This is a genomic window from Cellvibrio sp. QJXJ (assembly GCF_024452345.1).
Lineage (GTDB): Bacteria > Pseudomonadota > Gammaproteobacteria > Pseudomonadales > Cellvibrionaceae > Cellvibrio.
Genome location: NZ_CP101662.1, coordinates 599,445 through 613,779, shown reverse-complemented (window position 1 = coordinate 613,779; position 14,335 = coordinate 599,445). Strand labels below are relative to the sequence as shown.

General features: G+C 47.7%; 12 protein-coding genes and 1 pseudogene. 6 read left to right on the top strand and 7 right to left on the bottom strand.

Translation table 11 applies throughout. The features are described from left to right. Nucleotides 1–167: 167 nt before the first annotated feature. The 3 genes from mutS (at nucleotide 168) to NNX04_RS02735 (ending at nucleotide 3,795) form a co-directional block, all read left to right on the top strand. Nucleotides 168–2,816, top strand: a complete 2,649-nt coding sequence (gene mutS / locus NNX04_RS02745) for a DNA mismatch repair protein MutS (protein WP_261947415.1) — start codon at nucleotides 168–170, stop codon at nucleotides 2,814–2,816. A gap of 182 nt (nucleotides 2,817–2,998) precedes the next feature. Then, complete coding sequence (gene fdxA, locus NNX04_RS02740) at nucleotides 2,999–3,322, top strand: ferredoxin FdxA (protein WP_040391760.1); 324 nt, start codon at nucleotides 2,999–3,001, stop codon at nucleotides 3,320–3,322. Nucleotides 3,323–3,486: 164 nt separating this feature from the next. Further along, nucleotides 3,487–3,795 (top strand): PilZ domain-containing protein, encoded by a 309-nt coding sequence (locus tag NNX04_RS02735; RefSeq protein WP_007641530.1) that lies wholly within the window; start codon nucleotides 3,487–3,489, stop codon nucleotides 3,793–3,795. A gap of 95 nt (nucleotides 3,796–3,890) precedes the next feature. Here NNX04_RS02735 and NNX04_RS02730 read toward each other — a convergent pair whose 3' ends face one another. Then, a complete protein-coding gene (locus tag NNX04_RS02730) occupies nucleotides 3,891–4,625 on the bottom strand; it encodes an MlaA family lipoprotein (RefSeq protein ID WP_040392053.1) in 735 nt (244 codons plus the stop codon). Nucleotides 4,626–5,055: 430 nt separating this feature from the next. Between NNX04_RS02730 and NNX04_RS02725 the strand changes: the two genes are divergently transcribed. From NNX04_RS02725 to NNX04_RS02715, 3 genes are all read left to right on the top strand, one after another. Beyond that, nucleotides 5,056–6,735: a hypothetical protein gene (locus NNX04_RS02725; RefSeq protein ID WP_007641535.1), complete on the top strand. Its 1,680-nt coding sequence runs from the start codon at nucleotides 5,056–5,058 to the stop codon at nucleotides 6,733–6,735. Between the two features lie 128 nt (nucleotides 6,736–6,863). Beyond that, the gene (locus tag NNX04_RS02720) at nucleotides 6,864–9,551 is read left to right on the top strand and encodes a TonB-dependent receptor domain-containing protein (protein WP_261947414.1); all 2,688 of its coding nucleotides are present in this window, start codon (nucleotides 6,864–6,866) and stop codon (nucleotides 9,549–9,551) included. A 234-nt stretch (nucleotides 9,552–9,785) separates the two neighbouring features. Next, nucleotides 9,786–10,511 carry an energy transducer TonB gene (locus tag NNX04_RS02715; protein ID WP_040391763.1) on the top strand — a complete coding sequence of 242 codons (726 nt, stop codon included), beginning with the start codon at nucleotides 9,786–9,788 and terminating at the stop codon, nucleotides 10,509–10,511. Between the two features lie 89 nt (nucleotides 10,512–10,600). On the opposite strand, the gene NNX04_RS02710 is transcribed toward NNX04_RS02715, so the two are convergent. The 6 genes and pseudogenes from NNX04_RS02710 to NNX04_RS02685 all read right to left on the bottom strand — a co-directional run bounded on the left by NNX04_RS02710 (nucleotide 10,601) and on the right by NNX04_RS02685 (nucleotide 14,187). Beyond that, nucleotides 10,601–11,056 (bottom strand): hypothetical protein, encoded by a 456-nt coding sequence (locus NNX04_RS02710; RefSeq protein WP_261947413.1) that lies wholly within the window; start codon nucleotides 11,054–11,056, stop codon nucleotides 10,601–10,603. Between the two features lie 79 nt (nucleotides 11,057–11,135). Further along, on the bottom strand, nucleotides 11,136–12,080 hold the full coding sequence (locus NNX04_RS02705; protein WP_261947412.1) for a porin: 945 nt from the start codon (nucleotides 12,078–12,080) through the stop codon (nucleotides 11,136–11,138). 139 nt (nucleotides 12,081–12,219) lie between these two features. Continuing rightward, on the bottom strand, nucleotides 12,220–12,717 hold the full coding sequence (locus NNX04_RS02700; RefSeq protein ID WP_261947411.1) for an HvfC family RiPP maturation protein: 498 nt from the start codon (nucleotides 12,715–12,717) through the stop codon (nucleotides 12,220–12,222). A gap of 27 nt (nucleotides 12,718–12,744) precedes the next feature. Further along, a pseudogene (locus NNX04_RS22865) lies at nucleotides 12,745–12,936 on the bottom strand (HvfC/BufC family peptide modification chaperone); the annotation flags it as partial. A 25-nt stretch (nucleotides 12,937–12,961) separates the two neighbouring features. Then, nucleotides 12,962–13,804 (bottom strand): HvfB family MNIO-type RiPP peptide maturase, encoded by an 843-nt coding sequence (locus tag NNX04_RS02690; RefSeq protein ID WP_261947409.1) that lies wholly within the window; start codon nucleotides 13,802–13,804, stop codon nucleotides 12,962–12,964. Then, nucleotides 13,804–14,187 carry an HvfA family oxazolone/thioamide-modified RiPP metallophore gene (locus NNX04_RS02685; protein ID WP_261947408.1) on the bottom strand — a complete coding sequence of 128 codons (384 nt, stop codon included), beginning with the start codon at nucleotides 14,185–14,187 and terminating at the stop codon, nucleotides 13,804–13,806. The genes NNX04_RS02690 and NNX04_RS02685 overlap by 1 nt, the downstream gene beginning before the upstream one ends. Between the last annotated feature and the right edge of the window lie 148 nt (nucleotides 14,188–14,335).

The following is a 14,335-nucleotide window of genomic DNA, read 5'->3' as shown; positions in this document are numbered from 1 at the left end:
AGTATAGGTTGTTTTGTAAGAGTGATCATACCTCAAACAACCTATACTTCAACCTATACTGATTAGTGCGATTACAGGTTGTATCAGGGTGCCTCATGATGTATCACACCCATCACCAAAATGAATTTATTTACTTTTAAATCAATACCTTAAAAGATACTTAAGCAATGAATACAATCGAACCAACAGACCAGCACACACCTATGATGCAGCAGTACTTGCGCATCAAAGCCCAACATAAAGACGAGATAGTGTTTTATCGCATGGGGGATTTTTACGAGCTGTTTTTTGATGATGCAAAGCGCGCATCCCAAATTTTGGACATCACCCTCACCGCGCGCGGCAAGTCCAATGGCGAGCCGATTCCCATGGCGGGCATTCCGTTTCATTCCGCTGATGGCTATCTAGCCAAATTGGTGAAAGAGGGAATTTCCGTAGCCGTGTGCGAACAAATTGGCGACCCGGCCACCAGCAAAGGGCCGGTTGAACGCAAGGTGATGCGCATTGTGACGCCGGGTACTGTGAGCGATGAAGCATTGCTGGATTCGCGCCGCGATAATTTATTGGTGGCATTGCATCAATCCGGCGAGACCTTTGGAATCGCCTCACTGGATATGGCCAGTGGCCGCTTTCTGGTATTGGAAGTGGAAGGTTTGGAATCGGCGCTCGGAGAATTACAGCGCTTGAGTCCTGCCGAATTATTGATTAGCGATCATATCACCACACCGGCATTGGTGGAAAACCGCAAAGGTTTGCGCCGCCGCGGCCCCTGGGAATTTGATTTGGAAACCGCCGAGCGGTTGTTGATCCAACAATTCTCTACCAAAGATTTAGCGGGCTTTGGTTGCGATCATTTAACAACCGCGCTTTGCGCCGCTGGCTGCTTATTAAGTTATGCGCGTGAAACCCAACGTACCGCCCTGCCCCATGTACGCAGCCTCGCCCATGAAAACCGCGATGAAGCGGTAATTATGGATGCAGCGACACGCCGCAATTTGGAATTGGATATTAATTTAACCGGTGGCGATGAACATACATTATTTTCGGTGTTGAATCGCGCTGCAACCAGTATGGGAAGCCGCTTGCTGCGCCGCTGGTTACATCGCCCGCTGCGCGATCTGGATTTATTGGTCGGCCGACAAGATGCGATCGCCGAGTTGCAACACAATTATGCCTTTGAAATTTTTAATGGCATTTTAAAACGTGTCGGTGATATGGAGCGCATTCTCGGTCGCCTTGCATTGCGCTCAGCGCGCCCGCGCGATTTATCGCGGTTATTGATGTCGATTGGTACTTACCCTGAATTACAAAATGAACTTGTACAAAAAAAATCTCCACAATTAAAAAAACTTGCGCAACAAATTTCCACATTTCCTGATTTAGTGGAATTGTTATCGCGCGCGATTATTGAAAACCCACCGGTGGTGATTCGCGACGGCGGTGTTATCGCTGAAGGTTACGATGCCGAGCTGGATGATCTGCGCAATATCAGCACGAATGCTGGCCAGTATTTATTGGATTTGGAAACACGTGAACGCGAGCGCACGGGTATCCCGACATTAAAAGTCGGCTACAACCGTGTGCACGGTTATTTTATTGAGTTGACCACGGCGCAATCGGAAAAAGCACCTGCGGATTATATTCGTCGCCAAACCTTAAAAAATGCCGAGCGTTACATCACCCCCGAACTAAAAGAATTTGAAGATAAAGCACTATCGGCACAGAGCCGTGCGCTTGCGCGCGAAAAAGCTCTCTACGAAGAATTGATTGATATTTTGAACGTGCAATTAATTCCATTGCAGGATTCAGCGGCTGCCGTTGCCGAATTGGATGTGCTCGCCACACTCGCCGAACGCGCCGATGCACTCGGTTTTTGCAAGCCGGAATTATCCTTGCGCGCCGGCATTAATATTATTGGCGGCCGCCACCCGGTGGTTGAGCAAGTGACATCAGCGCCCTTTGTGCCGAACGATCTGGAATTTAATCCGCAGCGCCATATGCTTATCATCACCGGCCCGAATATGGGCGGTAAATCGACTTATATGCGGCAGGCAGCGTTGATCACACTGCTCGCACACATTGGCAGTTTTGTGCCTGCGCAAAAAGCGGCGATTGGAATTGTGGACCGCATTTTTACCCGTATTGGTTCAGCGGATGATTTAGCCGGTGGCCGCTCAACCTTTATGGTGGAGATGACGGAGACTGCGAATATTTTGCATAACGCTACCGAGCGCAGTTTGGTATTGATGGATGAAATCGGGCGTGGCACGAGCACCTTCGATGGTTTGTCGCTTGCGTGGGCCTGCGCAAAACATCTCGCCGAAAAAGTGCGCGCGTTTACTTTATTCGCCACTCACTATTTTGAAATTACGACACTGCCGGAAACCGTGACAGGCATCGCCAACGTGCATTTGAATGCAACCGAGCACAAAGACAATATTGTGTTCCTGCACAAAGTACAGGAAGGGCCAGCCAGCAAAAGTTATGGTTTGCAGGTGGCAAAACTTGCAGGTATTCCCGCGCAAGTATTGGCGGAAGCGCAGCAACAGTTGCATCTGCTGGAGAATGGCGAACATCCGCATTCGATTAAATCATCTCCTTCGGTAGCAGCCCCAAGTATTACAGTGGCAGAGGCTGTACAACAAACTAATGATTTAGTTACTACACTTGTGTCGCCGTTGCAGTCAGGTCTGTTCGATGCATTGCCCAATCCGGCGCTGGCGGCACTGCATAAAATCAATCCCGATAACCTCAGCCCGCGTGAAGCGCTGGAGCAGTTGTATCGCCTGAAAGAACTCTACGCCAAGGGAAAATAGCTGTTAAAAGGAACCATTCTCAACTATCGCTTTTTGCCGCTGTTTTCGCGGCTTTTCTGCTGATTTTCGCCGGCAAAAGCCTACCCAAACCGGTGGATGCTGTTTAGAATGCGCGCTCTTGTTTGAGCGCCATTTTGTTGCGCGCGTTAACTATCGAATTCTGTTACCTGTGGGAGTCTCCTATGACGTTTGTAGTTGGGGAAAATTGCATTAAATGTAAGCACACAGACTGTGTGGAAGTATGCCCGGTAGATTGCTTCTACGAAGGCCCCAATTTTTTGGTGATTCACCCGGACGAGTGTATTGACTGCGCATTGTGTGAGCCTGAGTGCCCAGTTGGCGCCATCTTCTCAGAGGACGAATTACCGGAAGATCAAGCGGTATTCCTGGAGTTGAACGCCGAGTTGGCGCAGGTATGGCCAAACATCACCGAGATCAAAGACTCTCCCGCTGATGCGGAAGAATGGGATGGTGTCCCCGGTAAGTTGCAATATCTGGAGCGTTAATTGGCTTTTGCTGATACACGACTTAAAAAAAAACCGCGCCAGTCGCGGTTTTTTTTCGCCCGGCAAAACTGGCTATTTAAGCGCCTGTGCTACACTCAATTTGACTTTTTAGACCAAGCAAAACCCAAGTCCAATATGAAGTAACCAATAACGAGGAACATGCTATGGGGATCAATGACAAGGCTTACAGCGAAAAGCGCGATTTTATCCGGATGAAAATCGGTGCTCCACTAAACGCTAAAATTGCCGCCGAATCAGAGGTTATTGACGGCCTATGTCTGGATTTAAGTGGCGGCGGCCTGCAAGTGGAAGCACAACAGGCGCTCGCAATAGGCACCCAGGTAGAAGTAGAAGTCTCCTCAGATCACGGCCACAACCCTACACTGAAAGCCAATGCCAAAGTGGTTCGCTCAGTGCCCTCAGACAATGGCGGGCATTTGTTGGGGTTGGAAATTATTAATATTTTGCCCTGAACGGCTTCACTGAATAAGGGTTCGATACACACTATAAAAAACGGCTACCAAGTAGCCGTTTTTTTATTGCGAATCAACAGGTTATAAAGCGATAGCTAGAAATCACCTTCAAAATCTTCCTCGCTAAAATCCTCATCACCAAAGTCGTCCGTCACCTCGCCATTGTTAACAAGATATGCACGGCGCTGCAGGTATACATCACGAATAAATACGTAGCGATCTCCGGTGATATTTTTTTCAAGCTCCAACAGGCCAGCGCGTGCGTCAAGAATCGACAATGCTTTCACACTGATTTCGGTGCGCTCGTGGGAAATATAAGTAGTGGGGTCGGTATACCAATTGACGGGCATGCCAGCCGTATCGCGCACTGTACTTGGACCAAGCAGTGGCAATACCAAATATGGTCCCTGCCCTACACCCCAAGTGGCCAAGGTTTGGCCAAAATCTTCCGGGGTATCGGCTGGCAGGTTCATATGCTTGGCAACATCCAGCAAACCACCCAGACCCAAGGTGCTATTCACTAAAAAGCGGCCTGTATCATACCCGGCACCCTTGAGGTCGCCCTGGAGCGCGCCGTTAATAACGTTGGGTACCTCACCTATATTGGAAAATATATTGCTTACGCCCACTTCAATCGGATCGGGAGTAACGGCTTTATACCCTTTAGCCAGCGGTTTCAGGAACCAGCGATCAACGCGGTCGTTAAAATTGAAAACCGCACGATTCCACCCCTGCCAAGGGTCTGGATTTTTTTCATCCTGCGCATAACAAACGGCTGAAGGTAAAAGTGTTAGCAGCACAAGAGCGATTGGTTTACGGATAGGCGTCATAAAATCCCTGAGTGTCGCCACAGCGACAAAGTCAAAACAGAATTGGAGGTAAGCAGGCCGGAAACTGCTATCGAGGCGCGCCACTTTAGCGAATCGCCGGAAAGCGCTCAACTCAATTAACACTCAAGACCTACCACCCGACCTGTTGGACAACGATTACTGACAAGTGTCACGAGCAACTGCAAAAGATTAAGTGATCCCTCTTAGGTGCATTTAGCGATGCTGCCTATATTCGCCTTGGCACCACAAACAGTTCACTCCCGCGCCACCAATGAAATATTTCTGCCATTTTTTCGCAACAAAAGCTTCATCGTTTTGTCGCCCAAGTTTCACATTTGTCATCAAAGATAGCGTCACCTAAGCGCTAGGGACCAAAACAGCGCAACGATTTTCCATACACCCTTGTGACAACTGAGAAGAGAGTGAACTCATGAAACTGAAGAATATTTTTGCACTGAATGTAATGGCGGCAACCTTGGCAGCCTGTGGCGGTGGCGATATTAATTTGAACCCGAGCAACACGGTGATCGATTCTAACAACACCGTTGTTGAAGGTGGCCCAGTTGCTGAAGTTAACCCTTGCGCCAAATACACCGCTGCCGGTCAAGTTTTCCAAGGTATTTTTGCTTCAGGCAACTGTACTTACGCAGCAAGCTTTGTGAGCGACTCTCGCCCTTTGACCGAAGACTTGTTTATTCCAGAGTTGGCAAACAACGGCCTGCACATTTTTGAAGATAGCCTCTTTGTTGGTGAAGATGTTAACGCCAGTGCCGCCGCTTCTGGCATCCGCGTACCACAAGACGGTGAAGGCCCAACCCTCACTATTGCGGCTGGAGCCAAACTGGCGTTCTCTGCATCGGAAGATTATGTGCGTATTGCCCGTGGCTCACGCATTGTTGCAGAAGGTACCGCAGCCAAACCTATCGTATTCAGCTCAGTAACTGACCTGCGCGACAATGCGGGCACCGAAGCCGACCGCGGTCTGTGGGGCGGTGTACAAATTAACGGTAACGGCCTCACTAATAAATGTTCAGACGCAGAACGTCAGCCAAGCGGTGCAAACCCTCACAACTGTCACGCCACAGCAGAAGGTCGCCCAGCCGCTTACGGTGGTAACAACAATGCTGAAAACTCTGGCAGCTTGCGTTATGTCGTTATCAAACACGCTGGTTACGAAGTTGTGGAAGGCAGCGAGTTGAATGGTTTGACTCTGAACGCTGTTGGTTCAGGTACCCGTATCGAATACGTTCAAACCTACACCACTCAAGATGATGGTTTTGAAATGTTTGGTGGTGCGGTAGACCTGAAACACGTCGTTGGCGTTAACGTGGGTGATGACACTTTTGACTTCTCTGAAGGCTGGACTGGCAATATCCAATTTGCACTTTCAGTAGCAACTTCTGGCGGGAATACCTGTGTGGAAGCCGACAACACCGGTTCAGGCCGTGGCGATGGTATAGCGCCGCTGACCAAAGGCCGTATCTCTAACCTGACCTGCTTAACCTCCAACGTAGATGCTGGCCAAGGTGATCAACCTTCATCTAAAGGCGACTCTGAAGGCCCCGTGTTCCGTGAAGGCGCTTTCTTTGAGATGTACAACTCTATCGTGACCTCAAGTGCTGATGGCATGAGCTCTAACGAGTGCCTGGAAATTATCGACTCTGAAGGCCCAGAGACCATCGCTGGCGCCAAAGCAGGCTGGTCTGTTGCTGCAAGCAACTTCATTGCCTGTACCGAAGCACTGAAACAAGGTGTCAATCCAGCCAATAGTGACTTCTCTTTAGCTACTTGGCTGAACACAGCACCTAACGCTAACAACGTAGTAGTTAACGGTTCGGTTGCTGGTACCTTGCCCGTCACCATCCTCGCAGACCTTGCTACCAACAACCGTGCTTACATTACAGCTGCAGCCTTTGCTGACGGTAATGCCGCTGGAATCAGCATTCCTGCCTACGATGTGACCCGTTTGGAAGACGAGTTTGAGGCTGGCGCAGCACCTGCTCTGGGCAGCGCCGGTAGCAGCAGCTTCTTCACCGCTGTTGATTTCATCGGTGCCGTGAAAGCCGGTAGCGACTGGACTGAAGGCTGGACTGTAGGCCTGAGCGAATAATTCAGGGGAATTGAACCGCTAGGTTGCTGGCAGTGACGAGAGGCGCCTAAGGGCGCCTCTCTTCTTGAAGCCACAGGCGTTTAGCGCCGCTCTCGTTCAGATGAACTGCATTGAAAAAGGTCAGGATCATGCAAACAAATAGTTTACGCAAACACACTTTATTTTTAGCGATTGCTGCTGCCTCTGGTTCTGCTGGCAGCTTTGCGCAGGATAACGAAAACACCGGCATGTCAGTTCCCATGCCCGCAATTGAAGCGCCGGTATTGGAAGAGATGTTAGTTACCGGACGACTGATGAGCGGTGCCCAATCAGTGGTTGATCAACGCCTGCAAGAACCCTTCGCTGCTGACATTCTTGGCAGTGAACAAATCTCCCGCGTTGGCGATTCAAATGTTGCAACCGCCTTGCTGCGTGTACCCGGTATTACGCTGATCGACAATCAATATGTGTATGTTCGCGGTTTGGGTGAACGCTACTCCAGCGTGCTGCTAAATGGCGCCGCTGTGCCCTCCCCCGAATTAACGCGCAATGTATTGCCCTTGGATGGCATTCCTGCATCCATAGTGCGCACCCTCAAAGTACAAAAATCCTACTCACCCGACCTACCCGCGCATTTTGGCGGTGGTAATGTGGATATCCGCACCAAAAGCATTCCCGATGAGCTGGTCTTTGAACTCTCCGTCGGTACCGGCATGAACAGCGAAAGCAGCGATGACGGTCTTTCTTACCGCAGCGGCGGATCAACCAGCGGTTTACCAAAAGCAATTGATCAAGCACTCGATCTCTATCAGGGTAAAGTCAATGTCAACGGTATTGTCGACATCATCGACACCAACGGCGGCTCACCGACTGCAGAACAATTGACCCAAGCGCGCACTATTAACCGCGAATTAATGCTCAACCTCGATCGCAATATCGAAATCGAAAAGAAATCTATCCCCGTCGACGTCAGCACCAGTGTTGCCTTGGGCAACGCGTGGGACATCAACGATGACTGGAGTATCGGCGCAATGCTGAACGCCAGTTACGACAATGAAACCCGCAATAAAAACCAGCGCCGCCAAGCCATCGGCGACCCTGACCAAATCTATTCTGAAACAGATCGTACCGTTGAAGAACGCAGTGACCTGGTAGCAGTTAACTTGGGTATCGACTACCAGGGTATGCACAATCTGGAAATGAATGGCTACAAGATTGATAACCGCGAAGATGAAGCGCAGATTGAAACTGGTCACGATGCCAGCAACCGCGCGCAAGACGGTCGTCAAACCGTTGATTACATCACTCGCTATGAGGAGCGCTCACTGGAAGTGTTGCAGTTCTTGGGCGAACACAAACTGGATCAACTCAGCGGCGGCCTGCTGGGTGACGTAATGGTTGATTGGGTGTATTCCGATTCCAGCGCAGAAACCGACATCCCAGGTAAGGCTGCCGTCAAGGGCCTCAATAACATTGACGCGCTCACCGGAGAAGTGACCAATACCCAAATACTGGCTACCTCATCTGCTGCCACCTATTCATTCTTATCACTGGCTGACGATGTAGAAAACTATGGTTTTGATGTTGCTGTGCCGCTGTTGTTCGACAATACCGAAATCACGTTTTCAGGTGGTTACAACTACAACGACAAAGTGCGCGAATACTACGGCTACACCGCTAACATCAACGCCATTGGAGTTTCCTCCAGCGTATTGCAAGGCACACCGGGCAACGTACTAACCGATGCCAAGCTCACTGATTTGAATTCACCGTTTGAATTTACGGTAGGCGGTGGCTTGGGCACCGAAAGTTATATCGCTGCACAAATGACTGACGCGGCTTACGGTATGTTTGACTTGAAATGGAATGAAACCATTCGTGTCACCGGTGGTGCGCGTTACGAGGATTTCCGCCAAGCCTTGTTGCCGGTTGATTTGCTCGATTACAGCGGCGAGAGCATCGACAAAATCATCGATGAAATTCAGGAAGACGACCAGAAGTTTGCCCTGCGCGATGATGGTTGGTATCCATCATTGGCTGTTACCTACATGAATTCCGGTTTTATGGGTGCGCAGGACTTTCAAGTTCGCGCCAGCTTTGCTCAAACACTGGTTCGCCCGGATTTACGTGAAGTCTCAGATGTTTACTACATAGACCCGGAACTGGGCATTCAAGTACAAGGTAATTCGCGCCTGCAAACATCAGATATAGATCATTTTGATTTACGCAGCGAATGGGTGTACGACAATGGCGATAACTTTACCTTGTCGCTGTTCTACAAAGACATCACCAATCCGATTGAACAAAGCCGCGTTCCCGGTTCGGACGATTCAATTTTGCTGACCTTTTACAACGCCGTCTCCGGTGAAATCACTGGCCTGGAATTTGAAGGCTTGAAAGAATTAGGCGCGGGCTTTTTTGTGACCGGTAACCTGACCTTGACCGATTCCGAAATTATTTCACCTGAAGGTGGTGGTTTCACCAATATCAAACGTCAAATGACCGGCCAATCTGATTATATGTTTAACGGTCAGCTGGGTTTTGATTCGGATGACGGCATGCACACAGTCGCTCTGGCCTACAACCTCTTTGGCGAGCGTGTTTACTACGCCTCCAACAACAATGGTCACGACGATGCGTTTGAACAACCGTTTAATTCACTCAATATTGTCTACTCGTTTTATCCCACAGAGTTGTTCACTACCAAGTTGAAAATCGACAATATTCTCGATGAAAAACGTACTTTTGAACAAACCAACTCAAATGGCAACACCGTTACCATTTTGGAACAAGACGTAGGCACCAGTGTCAGTCTGGAAGTGAAATACACTTTTTAAAACAAACGGTTGATTTTACAGGGTACAACAAAGCCACTTGCGAGTGGCTTTGTTGTTTTTAAACATCCCGCTCCAAATAACTAAAAATTTTTATATTTTTTCTGTTTACACCCAAATTTGTCACAAACTATTCACATTGGTGTGCTAGGTGCGGTGCTAATCTAACCATGAAGACGGCGATCTTGACCCACAAGGGTGCAGATAACCGCATTAATGATTCACGAGGAGCACACTATGACCAACACTATTCTTAAAAAAATGATTCGCTCACTGGTAATGTTAGCGGCTATTGCCCCATTAGCGAGCTACGCAGCTGCTTATACTCCCGCAAAATTTGGCAACGCAGAAGAAACCCTGAGCAAACAAATCACATTACCCACCTCCTTTGGTGAAGGTGTACGTACAGTTGCGGTTTACTGCCAGGCAGATGTTCTCACCAGTGGTTTAATTAACAACGTAAATTGTTATGAAAGCAGCCCTAAAGTTTCAATGCAGAAAGTAACAGAGTCAGCACTGAAATCATCAACCTTTGAACCGGCAACTATTGATGGCAAAGCGGTGCCTGTAAGAATGCAGATGCGGGTAGTTTATTCACTGGGCGGAACCCAAGCTCCTATAGTGTTGCTACCTAACCTGGGAACACTGCAAGCCAAATACGGTACCCACTACTACGCTCCGCAAGAAAGGCTCGACACTAGCGACTGGTATGCCCATTACAGTACTAAAGAGCGCGGTGATGGAAAGTTATTTTTTGCTGACGGGAAGATGACACGTGTTATGGCAAATATCGAAGCAGATGGCAAAGTGGAAACCGTAAGCACGCTGGAAGCCGCCATGCGCAAACAATCCGATGCGGCAAATATTGAAAGTGCGCTGAAAAAGTCGAAGTTTATCCCAGGCTTTGTACAAGACACTCCCACCGCTATGCACTACATCGCAGTGGTGAATTACAAAAAATAAGCAACAATCAATGCTCAACAAAAAGGCCGCACTTGTTGCGGCCTTTTTCATTTAAAAATTAATCATTAATCTAAAATCAGATTAAGAATTTACAAACAATGGTATTCCAAGCTCAATTCTATACGTCCCATAGGTAACGGACGATAGGTTTCTCCCTGCACATTAAAACCCTTGCTACAACGCTCCATAACCTTTTGTAATAATTGATTTTTAGCCAGCCCAACATTCGCCCACTGTTCTACTTCAACACTCAATACTATTTTTTCGCTAGGCGCAGAAATATTTTCTTCAGCTGCAACCTTACTCGCCGCTTGCTCACCGTTCACTTCAGTGGATGTGTTGAGTACCGCACCCTCGCTGCCTTTTTTAAAGGCTTTTTGCAAAAAGCCATTTAATCCTTTATCACTATAATCACAGTCTTTTTGATTTACATTCATTGAATCGGCGGCATCAACGGCATTAGCACATTCCTCTTCAGCAAATGCCGCTGATATGCCACCAGTAGCCAGCCAGATTACTAACAGGGAGCAGCATAATTTTTTCATTGTTTAACCTCGATTTTGTATATCTTTCAAAAACAACAAAGGGTGCCGAAGCACCCTTTGTGATCAGCAAACCACAGAATTAGAATTTAAAATCCATACCTACACCCACATAGGTGTCATCGCGCTGCGAAGCAGGAGCGATTACATCGTTTTCTACTGTGGTGACATAAGAGTAGAGAGTAGCTGCTTTTGTCATTTTATAATCAACGCCAATGCTTGCAGTTTCACCATCGGCCATTTTAACTTCGGACTGACCATATTGAGCTTTTGCCACCCACTTATCAGTCAGGTTCCACAAGGCTGAAACCAATGCACCATCTTCATCAACAATGCCATTGTCGTAGTTTTCAGCCAACAAACCGAACTGGAAAGCACCAACGTTCAAGCGGCCAACCAAACGAACCAAGTCAGTATCTTCAGCTTCCACGTCTTGATCCATAGCAACACCAACGTAGAACACGGGTGAATTATAACCAAAGGATGCGGAAACACCTGCACCATCACCAGTTCTTGGTGTAGTGCCATTGTTCTCTTCAGTTACATAAGCAACCGAACCAGCAAAACCGCCGCCAAAGGTTGGGGTGGTGTATTGCACGATATTACTTGCGCGAATTTCACCTTTGAAAATTTGGGTGATATCACCTTCAAGGTCATTGAACAGGTCAATTTTCTCTTGCGCGACTCTAGTAGGAGTATCGAAATGACCACCAATAAAAGTACCGGCTGTGCCTTGCAAACCCAGGTAAATATTACGCTGACCAAAAGTTTGGGTACCGTTAGTACCATCGTCCACTTCAGTTTGATACTCGAACTGATAAATCACTTTCAGGCTGGAGTTAATGTCTTCGCCACCTTTCAGACCAATACGCGAATTATTGCTAACCAATTCAATTTGGCTAACATCTGTTGCTTGCTCATCAGCATGCTGAATAGAAACATTCGCCTTACCGTAAACAATAACATCGGCAACTGCAGCCATTGGGAAAAGAGAGGCCACTGCAAAGGCCAGTAATGATTTTTTCATGGAGTCGTCTCCTAGAGATGATGATGTGTTCAAATCCTGAACACTGGTCGTTAGTCAAAAATGACACTTGTGTGTCACTGTTGTTGCCATTATGTGAATCTAAGATTACAGAATTATGACAGCGCGCAATAATAGCCGATTACACCGCCGGGTGAACTACACCCAGTTCGCATAACTCTTTCACAAGCGACCCAGCATCAGACGTAAATTGCTCAGGATGAGGAGGACTTATCTCCCCGGCAATCATTGTCAATAGTTCGCTCAAAGAAGAGCCTGTATTAGCTTGCATCAAATAAAGTAGACGCAAAGTCATGGAATTAACAGCCATAAAGCAAACTTTATCGGCGCTGTTACGGTAGACGACCAAATCTACCGGCTCGGGTAGCATCGGTTTAAAATGCGGGGAAATTTTATGGACGGGATATTGATAATGCAATGCAATCGCCAAGGGGGACACACAAAAACTGGCGGCAAAAATGTCATTTGTAACTAATTTGTACTCTGGCAGCTGCGCCTCACTGATATCCAGCGCCAATTCAACCCATTCGTAATGCGCCAATTCACATATAAAAGGCAATTCAGGCAATAAATGCGCAGACTGGGTAAGGAACTGTAAAAACTCTTCACTGATTTCCAAAAAATAAGGGGTTTGGCAGCGGTGATGTTGGATAAATTGCCGTACCAAGCCATGCCATTACTCATCATTCAGCAATGAGCGCAATACCGGAAATACGCCGGCGACTAAATTTTCAATATTGTTGTAAATCAGATCGCGATAAATTTCCATGCGTCGCGCTTCCATCGCGGCGGGTATTGCGTATTCATCCGGTGCGCGCAAATAGCGGGCGAAATCCATTTGAGTTTGCTGAAAGGATTTCATGTTACAAACATTGTGACTGGCGCTGTTTGATGAAGTCCAATTCACTCATCAATTCAGGCAAAGGTGGAATATTAAAATCGCGTTCGAGCAGGGTCGGCTTTACGCCAAAGAGCGCATAACTTTTTTCAAGCAGCGCCCATACAGAGTCAATGATTGCTGTACCGTGTGTATCTACCCGTAAATCGTCAGCCTCTTCATAATGCCCTGCGATATGAATATACGCTGTGCGCTCACCAGGCAAACTGGCCAAAAACTCAAAGGGATCATAGCGATGATTGATACTGTTCACGTAGATATTATTAACATCCAGCAACAGCGCACAATCCGCTTTTTTAATTACCGCATTAATAAATTCACTCTCACTCATCTCTTGTTGCGGCGCGCAATAATAGGATGAATTTTCTATCGCGATACGTTGCCCCAAAATATCCTGCGCTTGCTGAATGCGTGCAGCAACATAATCGACAGCCTCTTCCGTAAATGGAATAGGCAACAAATCGTATAGCTGACCATCGTCAGAGCAATAACTTAAATGTTCGCTGTAATAACGAATACCATGTTCTTGCATCAACTTTTTTATAGCGTGCAATAGTTCGGTATTTAGCGGTGCAGGTGAACCAATAGAAAGCGATAAGCCATGGCACACAAACGGAAAACGTTCAGTGTAACGGCGGAATTTTTTACCCAGACGCCCACCAAGATTAATCCAATTTTCCGGTGCAACCTCCATAAATTGGATGTCATCAGGCGTGGATTGCTCAAGGGTATCAAGCAAACTCCGGCGCAGGCCCAAACCTGCACCGGAGATGGGAGCCACATAATTTGTGGGTAACAACTGGCTCATTACTCTGCTTTTTTATCCGCGCCGCATTTGCCTTCGCCACACTTGCCTTCACCTGCAGCTTTTTTATCGGCACCGCACTTACCTTCACCGCACTTACCTTCGCCACATTTGCCTTCACCGTCTGCTTTTTTATGCTCGGCGCCGCACTTGCCCTCGCCGCATTTGCCTTCACCATCGGCTTTTTTATGCTCAGCGCCACACTTTGCTTCGCCGCACTTGTGCTCACCCTCGGTTTTACCCGCATGGTTATCAGCCAAGGTATAACCGGCATTGAGTGAAGTGGCGGTAAAGCTGGTATCCGCAGAAGCCAGGGGTGAAAGCGTGGCAGAAGCAGCAAATGCAACACCCATTAATGCAGACATAGAAGATATTTTGTTATTCATAAAAAGACTCCGTTGTATTAATACCTGATGTGGAAGTGGCAATAACCGGAATGGACAATCACCGGAATAGACAATCAACAAATGAACTAACCAACTCTAGCGACTGGTTGCACTATAGAATCCGCTACCGCGAATTTGTTACAGATTT